General features: G+C 58.2%; 3 protein-coding genes and 1 pseudogene. All 4 read left to right on the top strand.

Annotation, left to right across the window (positions count from 1 at the left end; genetic code table 11):
• Window positions 1-230: 230 nt before the first annotated feature.
• On the top strand, window positions 231-497 hold the full coding sequence (locus ACWI8T_RS08980; protein WP_449138693.1) for a hypothetical protein: 267 nt from the start codon (window positions 231-233) through the stop codon (window positions 495-497).
• Window positions 498-506: 9 nt separating this feature from the next.
• Window positions 507-1,619 (top strand): radical SAM family heme chaperone HemW, encoded by a 1,113-nt coding sequence (hemW, locus tag ACWI8T_RS08985; RefSeq protein WP_288169494.1) that lies wholly within the window; start codon window positions 507-509, stop codon window positions 1,617-1,619.
• Complete coding sequence (gene dusB, locus ACWI8T_RS08990; RefSeq protein WP_449138694.1) at window positions 1,603-2,787, top strand: tRNA dihydrouridine synthase DusB; 1,185 nt, start codon at window positions 1,603-1,605, stop codon at window positions 2,785-2,787. The genes hemW and dusB overlap by 17 nt, the downstream gene beginning before the upstream one ends.
• 250 nt (window positions 2,788-3,037) lie before the next feature.
• A pseudogene (locus tag ACWI8T_RS08995) lies at window positions 3,038-3,451 on the top strand (heat-inducible transcriptional repressor HrcA); the annotation flags it as partial.

Here is a 3,451-nt window from a genome sequence, read left to right on the forward strand (position 1 = left end):
ACCCTAACGCTGCGTGGCGCTTTGAGCCGCCCCTTGCCGTTCAAGCTGCGTGCATGGCCATAAGGCTCATGTGCGCAGCCTGAGCGGCGATCTGCTCGCTCGGAGCGTCGTTCGCTGACATTGGTCCGATCGGGTGCTTTCTGGTTTGACCTGCGACTTTTATTGGCTCTTGCGGGCTTGGGTCGCTCTTTTGGCTCGGTTTTAACTGTTTAGCTTGCTTGGTGGTGTTTATGGGAAAGCACGACGAAGAATACGACTTCCTCGAAGATGCGTTTCGCGATGAACCTAAGGCTTCGACGCCTGTTCATGCGGGCGATGAGAGTACATGGCTTGACGACGCGTTCAGCGAGCAAGCCCCCGTGCGACGCAAAATGTCGGGCAAGGCGAAAGCCGCGATTATCGTGGCGATTATCGCGGCCTTGGTTTTGCTTGTCTTGCTTGGCGTTGAATCTATGAACGCCCTTGGCGCGTTTCTTTCCGTGGCCGCAACGAATTAGGAGGCACCTATGCCGCACGATCCGTATAAGGCGCTTTATATCCATCTGCCTTTCTGCAAGCATCGCTGCGCATATTGCGATTTCACCACGCGAGCTATTGCTCCCGATTCGGTAGAAATCGACGAATATATCGACAATCTGATTCTCGAGCTTCGCCGCAAGGCAAACGAGGGCGAGCTCGCAGAAATCGAAACCGTGTATTTGGGTGGAGGAACGCCGAGCTTTGTTGGCCAGGCGCGCCTTTCGAAATTGCTCTATGCACTGGGAGTTTTCATGAATTTGACGCCTGAGGTCGAATGCTCCATGGAGGCGAACCCCGATTCTCTCACTCCCGAGCTCATTCGCGATATCTACGCCCTGGGCGTGAATCGCCTTTCTATTGGTGTGCAAAGCTTCGACGACGGTTTGCTGAGAACGCTCGATCGCATTCACGATTCGGCGCGCGCCAAGCAAGCGGTGCTCGATGCGCGCGAGCGTTTTGAAAACGTATCGGTCGATCTTATGTGCGGCGTACCTGGTCAGACGCCTGAAATGTTCGAAGCCGATGTGCAAACCGCGGTCGACTTGGGCGTGACGCATGTGAGCGTGTATCCGCTTACCATCGAAGACCACACCCCGTTTCGTCGCATGGTCGACTCGGGCGAGATTGACGACGTTGACCAAGACAAAGAGGCGCTCATGATGTCGATGGCGCCTAACGTGCTCACGCCCGCTGGCTTCCATCGCTACGAGGTGGCGAGTTATGCGCGCGAGGGTTTCGAATGCAAACACAACATTGCCTATTGGACGGGCGTTCCGTACCTTGGCTTGGGCATTTCCGCCGTCACCATGACGCAAAACGACGCCCGTCGCATGCGCGTGCAAGATGGGGAAGTACAAGACGACCTCGATCGCAAGCAGATGTGCGCTGAGGACCTCATGATGAAAATGCGCATGACGCGCGGTGTTTCCGATGATGAGCTGTTCGCTGCCGCTGTGGTCATTCCTGGAGCGCTCGACGTCTTTAATTCGCTCGTTCGCGACAAGCTCGTGAAACGTGAAGATGGTCGCTGGAAGCCGACATTTGGCGGCTGGCTTTTGGGCAACGAGCTTTACGGGAGGATTTATGAACTGGCTCCGTAAGGTTGCCTTTGAGGAATGCGCCGTCGCGGCAAATAAGACGGGCCTTGTGGGCGCGCCGTGCTCCTCGGAGGAGGGCACTGCATGCTCAAACAGTCCTGAGCTCGCGCGGAAGCCACATGGGGTGGCTTCCGGCTCGTGCGGAACTGCGCGTGAAGTGCCTCCCTCCGAGGAGCACGGCGCCTGCAGTTCCATTCCCGTGCTCCTTGCTCCCATGGCCGGCGTGAACGATATCGCCTTTCGCCAGTTGAGCTTGGAGTTGGGCTGCGACATCACGTATACCGAAATGGTTTCCAGCAAAGCGCTCTCGTTCGCGAACGAAAAAACGCGCCACTTGCTCGACCGCGCGCACAACGAACGCAGGGTTGCCGTGCAGCTGTTTGGCCACGAGCCCGATACGATGGCGCGTGAAGCCGCATGGATCGAATCCGAGATGGGCGATGCGCTCGCTTACATCGACATCAACATGGGCTGCCCAGCTCGCAAAATCGTGAAGAAAGGCGACGGCTCGGCGCTCATGACGACGCCCGAGCTTGCTGCCGAGATTGTGCGCAAGGTGTCGGCCGCCGTCGAGCACCCCACGACGGTCAAATTCCGCAAGGGGTATGCTGCCGACGAAGACATCGCGGTCGATTTCGCTCGCCGCATGGAAGATGCCGGCGCCGCGGCAGTTGCGGTGCACGGCCGCACGGCGGCGCAATTCTATTCGGGATGCGCCGATTGGGACGTGATTGCGCGTGTGAAGGCCGCCGTCGATGTGCCCGTTATCGGCAATGGCGATGTGACTGGTGGGAAAGAGGCGTGTGCGCTCGTGGCGCAAACGGGTTGCGATGCCGTGATGATCGGTCGCGGCGCGCAGGGAAACCCGTGGGTGTTCGAGCAGGTGCGCGCCGCCTTGAACGGCGAAGCCGCGCCTGTGCTGCCTACGCCTGAACAACGCGTTGCCATGGCCCATCGCCATGCCGAGATTTTATCGAGGCGCATAGGAAACAATTTGGTCTATATGCGCAAGCACGTCATGTGGTATTTGCGCGGCATTCCAGGAGCCTCGAAGGCGCGTGGCGAGCTCAACCAGTGCGTGACGCTCGACGATTTCGATCGGGTGCTTGAGCAGCTACTTGTCGACGCCGCGCGCATTGAGGCGGAAGAGGAACGATATTTGGCGTGCTAACTGGCGATTCTCGCCTTTGCGAATATGCGCGTTGCGTGCCCGTCTGCATGTTCTCGCGGTGCTGCGGAGCGCGTTTTTTTCCGCAGCGTGACAGAACGGTATCGATTCTCTGGATTGTTAGCACTCGTGCGGCATCGCTGCTAGAATCCTGTCACGTTAACGCGCACACGCGCGTGATTCAGCTATGTTGTCTCGCCTCGTATTGACGCGCGAGACATGGAATGCGTCGCATGAAAGGGGCCGAAAACCGTTGCTGTCCGATCGTCGACAGAAAGTGCTTCAAGCGCTTATCGAGGAGTACATCGCCAACGCGCAGCCTGTGGGCTCGCGCACCTTGGTTGATCGTTACCGGCTCGGCGTTTCTTCGGCTACGGTTCGCAACGAGCTCTCAGTGCTTGAAGATGAGGGCTATCTCACTTCTCCGCACACTTCCGCTGGCCGCGTTCCGACTGATGCGGGCTATCGGGCGTTCGTCGATGATTTACTTTCGCGCGAATACGGCGAAGATGCCACGGGTGGCATGTTCGATAACGTGCGCGATGCGGCAACGAAGATGGACGACCTCATGGAGCAAACATCGGCCGCCCTGTCTCGCTTGACCGATTGCCTTTCGGTTGTGGTCGCGCCTTCTTTGCTCGCGTCTTCGGTGAAGCAAATTTCGCTC

It is taken from the genome of Slackia sp. (assembly GCF_977041755.1).